Here is a 5,356-nt window from a genome sequence, read left to right on the forward strand (position 1 = left end):
GGCATAACACACCCTACTGAAATATTTTCAGAAATCAAATATGATTCCTATATATGAATTAATTAGCTTTAACATTCAGCGCATATTCCTTAAACCTTTCCAAATCAGCTTGAATCGTGGATTCAACTATCCGCCCCAAAAACAAGTTATCCATAATTTTGCCAATAATGCCGGGGATAGCGTAGGAAATGGTCATTTTGACAATACTACTATTGTGGCGATCGTAAAAACGAATCGCTCCCTGATTTGGCAAACCATCAACAGATTCCCATTGGATAATTTGGTTAGGAATAACTTTGAGAATTCGGGATTTCCAAGTAAATTCTAGACTGCCGGTCTTCAGTTTCCAAAGAGATATATCTGGATTATCTGGCGGAATTTTCACCGAATCAATCCACTTCATCCACCGGGGCATTTGTTCTAAATCAGCCCAAAGGCTCCATACTAAATCTATGGGAGCCTCTACTTCTACCTGCACAGTATGCTCTAACCAATCTGACATTCTCTCTTCTTCCTTCGCGTCCTACTTTTCGAGAAGCCACTTCATGTCTACGCGTCCTTTGCGGTAGCCTGCGGCAAGTCACTGCGTGTCTAAGTCAATTCTTCAAACTCTCCAAAATCACTTTTGCCGCCCGCCGTCCAGAAATAGTCGCTCCTTCCATGCTGTCGATGTAATCTTGCTGAGTATAACTCCCTGCAAGGAAGAAATTATCTACTGGTGTCTTTTGGTTGGGACGGTATGCATCCATCCCTGGCGCTTCTCGGTAGAGAGACTGAGCAAGTTTCACCACACTGTACCAAGTCATATTTAGTTCGCGTGACGAGGGAAACAGTTCATGGACTTGCTTGAGGACATGCTGCGCGATCGCTTCATTGCTTTGTGCAATAAATGGATCTCCTGGTGTCAGCACTAGCTGTAACAATGAACCCTGTCCTGGGCGATAATAATCAGCAGGGCTAGTCAAAGCCAAATCGGCAAAACAAGAAAAGTCAGCATCGGCTGTGTACAGTAAATTATCAATTCCAGCCGCATGATTTAGTTGTTTACGTTGCTCTCCATCGTTGAGTTCAGTCACCCAACCATCGAAGCGTAGCTGCACTGTTGCCACTGGTACTGCATCTAGCTTGTAAATATTGTCAAATTCTGACCACTTACGCCACTCGTGGGGTAGGATGCGTTGAATTCCTGGAACATCACAGGCAAAGACATAAGCATCAGCAGTGATAGTTTCTACTGTTTCACCTTGGGCAACTACTATACCAGTGACGCGGGTTTGTTCATCTGATGTAAATTGAATTTCTCGAACTTGCCGACGCGTGTAAATTTTGGTACCTCTGGCTTCTAAATATTCCAGAATGGGCTTGTGTAAATACTCATGGGGAGAACCTTCCAGCATCCGCAAAACTGAAGCTTCAGTTCTGACTGCAAATAGCTGGAATATCGTCAACATACAACGGGCAGACATATTTTCGCAATCAATAAATCCCAATGCGTAGGCAATGGGATTCCATAAGCGTTTGATGCTGCCATTACTCCCACCGTGACTGCGGAACCAGTCGGCAAAGCTAACTTTATCCAAGTTGCGGATGGTTTTCATCGCCCCGTTAAAGTCTACCAACCCGCGAACTATGGGACTAGTACCCAAAGCGATCGCATTTTGCAGTTTATCCTGCAACGATAGTTGAGAGGTCGTGAAAAATGCCTTTAAGCCATTGAAAGGTGCACCTGTAAAGAAGCGAAAATCTAAACCACCAGTGCGGCCTCCTTTATTAATAAAAGTGTGGGTATGTTCCTTGAGGCGTAAGTTTTCTAACACCCCCACTTTTTTCATCAAGTCAAATAGTTGGTAGTAGCAGCCGAAAAATACATGCAAACCCATTTCTAGATGGTTGCCATCTCCATCAACCCAACTGCCAACTTTACCACCCACAAACGGACGAGACTCAAAAATCTCTACTTCACAACCAGCATCCGCTAGATCTACTGCGGTTGCCAGTCCAGCCAGCCCCGCACCTACGATTGCAACACGCATTCCGTCGTTCCTTTTCAGTTTCTTTACAGATTGTAACTGGGTTGGTGTCGGAATTTGCTACTGAATATCAACTCCACCAGCATATTAAAGCATCGCAATGTCGATACTAAAACCTTTTTGATCGGTCGATTTAGTCCGAGCAATTGACCAGACGCGTTTTTCTCGCGTCTGTATCAGTTAGACAAACTCTTGTCCATAGCGGCGGACTCAAAAAAGTATCATAGCTATTTTTTGGTAACAAAGCAGTTATCTGGTAAGTCGTAAAAGCAACTTCTTAGTTGTTTACATCTTTGCCGTCGTCGGAGGCAGGCAAACTTCTAATCAGTTCTCGAATCACATCGGTTGCGGGTCTACCTGTTTGTTGACAATATTTTTCTAGCTTTTCTGCTTCTTGCGTTGCGAGATTAACAGTTATACGTTTAACAGCCCATTTTTTGTTTGTCATTATCATGCTATCTGCTGGATATTTAGATCGTCGAAAAATTCTAAATTAAAGAGGGAACCGATAAGGTTATCAGAATTTGTCTCACGAAACAAGTAATATCATTAATATTAAAAATGTTCGTTTCGTCAAAGTATTCATCATTTCCTAAAAAAAATAAAAAACTACACTTTATTTGTTACTCTGGTGACAGGATAAAGACCACATACTTGCTTTTGAAGATAATAACCCTACTAACAGCATGAGTAAACCCTGACAATGAAATTTTATAAATGAATTTGAAGCACCTACTGTTGACTCAATCAAGATTTCCAAACTTATTCTCCATCAAAAGCATTTGACCTTATATCTTAACTAAGTTCGCTAAACCCACTTGTAGAGAACATCTGGTATAAGACTAGAAAATAAAGCTTCAGAATTATTATCTTCCTGAAATGCTTTCTTACAGGCGGGTTACAATGGTCTATAGAGGTCATCAATAATCACTTAAAAGTACCCAAATAAGCGTTACTTTTGGAACAAATACCCATCTGCACCCATTACTGAAACTAAGAAGTTAAGAGCTACTTGAACGGTTATAAATTTTGGCTACCCTCGATCAAGCTGATTGCTTCTTTACGTCAATATAGTAGCTGCCAAAAAGGAGACAAGACTTTAGTTTATTGGGTGTAAATAGCCAAGTTTCTTGGTAAAATTTAACAGTCATATCTGTAATTTTACACAGACAAATCATTACAAAACAAATATGATGTTAGTTGACTGTTGCTGATAATATCTTAGTTTTGTTTCATGCTTTTGTACTAACTCGCTGTAGAAAGACGATGCAATCCGAGATGTGTTTTATCTTCTCTCTAGCGATATAGTTTGTCTTAAAGTGAGTGACATTTGTCCTATTCATAGTATTTATCTACGGGAGGGTATACAAATCATTTTTTTGCCAATTATTGTACCAAAAATATTACAGTAACTTTTTCATAAGTAAGAAATAAATTACTGCCATAACCTATGGGTTTGCAAACATTTATGATTTCGTAAGTATATCCATAAAAGCAGTTATATATTTCAATTTTTTTCCATTATGTGTTTATTATACCTATTGTTTATCCACTTTAAATAATCTTCATTTAGAAACAAAATAATCTCACTTTCATCCTTTATAAAAAAATTACAAAGAAAAAGATATTATCGAAACTTTAGCTTAATGTTATTGATATATATCAAGATGGAGAACTAAAAAAATTATTAAAAAAACATTTCTATATGTAACTACGTCACCTAAATTTTATGAAACAGAACCTTGCAGAGAATTTTTTAGCCTTTTGTACTGATTTATACTAGTAAAACTTCACATGAAATGACTGGAAAAATATCAGAATACAGATACTTCATGAAATTAAGGTAAAGTTAGCTTCTAATGATTGGTTACCTAACGATGTTGACATATACATATAAGTAAGTTGGCGTAAATAATTGTCGTTGGGATAAGGCAATAGGCAATAGGCAATAGGCAATAGGCAATAGGCATAAGGGTTTTAGCTTAGTTAATTTTTCTTCATATATAGGAATCATATTTGATTTCTGAAAAATCTAAATATTTGTAGGGTGTGTTAGGCGTAAGCCGTAACGCACCATTCTTAAGGCTTTGGTGCGTTACGCTGTCGCTAACGCACCCTACGTATCTTTTCAAAAATCAAATAGTAGTCCTATAGTTTGATTTTATTGTGCCAACTTACTTAGTAGAATTTAGATATAGGATTCCTACTTAATTGCGTGAAAAAGATAACGAGACAATAAAGCAGAGAATGATAAATCAGCACCTCCAAACGGTAATACTACCTGGAGAAGTGGCAGTTTCTCTACGTTCCTTGCGGTATGCTACGCAAACGCACAGCGTGTTGCAGACAGACGCTATGCGTAGCTTGCTTCACCATAGGAGTACGCTAACGCTGAGTTACAAGATTTTATAGCAACTTGTCGTGATGCCCGTTAGCAAGTCAAATTGGTTTACCAGGATTACTTGTACGAAGAAATCCAACAACTTCAGCAACTTCTTTTCAAACGACACCCCAGCGCAACAAGCGCTTACTAACCTGCAACAACACAACGGCAATCTATAAGACAATACTATCCCTTCACTTAGCATCCTAACTAAAGTGGCGACGGCTATATCATTGCCTCCTTGATTGCCATTTGCAGCAGTACATGCAATACCTATTGATACTGCGTAGGCGTAGCCAGTCGTAGACATCACAACAATTGTCGTGTTACAGCAGTTTTATTTTGCATGAAGTACAAAGCTACGAAGGTTTTGAGTCAGGAGGTAGAAACTCTTTATATTTGATGCGTGAGTCCTGCATTTTGTACTTCACTGACTTGCAAAATGCTGTAGGTATTTTGAAAATTGGAATAAACGTTTACTACAAAGACACTGAGCCAGATAGTGAGGGAGAGCAAGGGAAAAATAATAACTCCTAACTTCCCTCATGTCCCTGGTAAATTACGTAATCGCTCATCCAAATGACTACGGTCTACTAAAATCTTTAACAGTGGACCATGTGACGGAAGAAATAAAGAGTTAGGCTCACGGTATATTCTCATTGATTGCAAATTTAAAAGCGCTAACAATCAGATGTAGCTGAAGATAGTTAGTGTTTGTGGTACATTACTACAATTTTTTGAGATTTTGAATAATTTTCAGATTGGGCAAAGTTGCCGCAGCTAGGCTCGTCGTAGATATTGCCATTCAGCGATCGCTTATCTGGCTCATTTTAATAAGCAAAAAATAAAGGTGGGTAATACCCACCTCAATACTTCTCGGTTAAGGGAAAAAGGGGAAAGGGAAAAAGGGAAAGAAAAAACCTTTAACCCTTACCCTTTACCC

The 5,356-nt window shown here is 38.9% G+C and carries 3 protein-coding genes; all 3 read right to left on the reverse strand.

The genetic code is table 11. The features are described 5' to 3' along the window. Nucleotides 1–58 precede the first annotated feature (58 nt). The 3 genes from VB740_RS35620 to VB740_RS35630 all read right to left on the reverse strand — a co-directional run bounded on the left by VB740_RS35620 (nt 59) and on the right by VB740_RS35630 (nt 2,484). Nucleotides 59–502, reverse strand: coding sequence for an SRPBCC family protein (locus VB740_RS35620; RefSeq protein ID WP_323204519.1), 444 nt, complete (start codon nt 500–502; stop codon nt 59–61). A gap of 94 nt (nt 503–596) precedes the next feature. Next, entirely contained in the window at nt 597–2,033 is a 1,437-nt protein-coding gene (zds, locus tag VB740_RS35625) for a 9,9'-di-cis-zeta-carotene desaturase (RefSeq protein ID WP_323204520.1), read from the reverse strand. A gap of 274 nt (nt 2,034–2,307) precedes the next feature. Continuing rightward, nucleotides 2,308–2,484 (reverse strand): CopG family transcriptional regulator, encoded by a 177-nt coding sequence (locus VB740_RS35630; RefSeq protein WP_323204521.1) that lies wholly within the window; start codon nt 2,482–2,484, stop codon nt 2,308–2,310. Nucleotides 2,485–5,356 lie beyond the last annotated feature (2,872 nt).

The sequence above is a fragment of the Nostoc sp. UHCC 0251 genome (assembly GCF_034932245.1).
Lineage (GTDB): Bacteria > Cyanobacteriota > Cyanobacteriia > Cyanobacteriales > Nostocaceae > Nostoc.

Coding starts and splice junctions, on each gene's coding strand:
- VB740_RS35620 (WP_323204519.1), bottom strand. CDS start 502: ATGTCAGATTGGTTAGAGCATACTGTGCAGGTAGAAGTAGAGGCTCCC.
- zds (WP_323204520.1), bottom strand. CDS start 2,033: ATGCGTGTTGCAATCGTAGGTGCGGGGCTGGCTGGACTGGCAACCGCA.
- VB740_RS35630 (WP_323204521.1), bottom strand. CDS start 2,484: ATGATAATGACAAACAAAAAATGGGCTGTTAAACGTATAACTGTTAAT.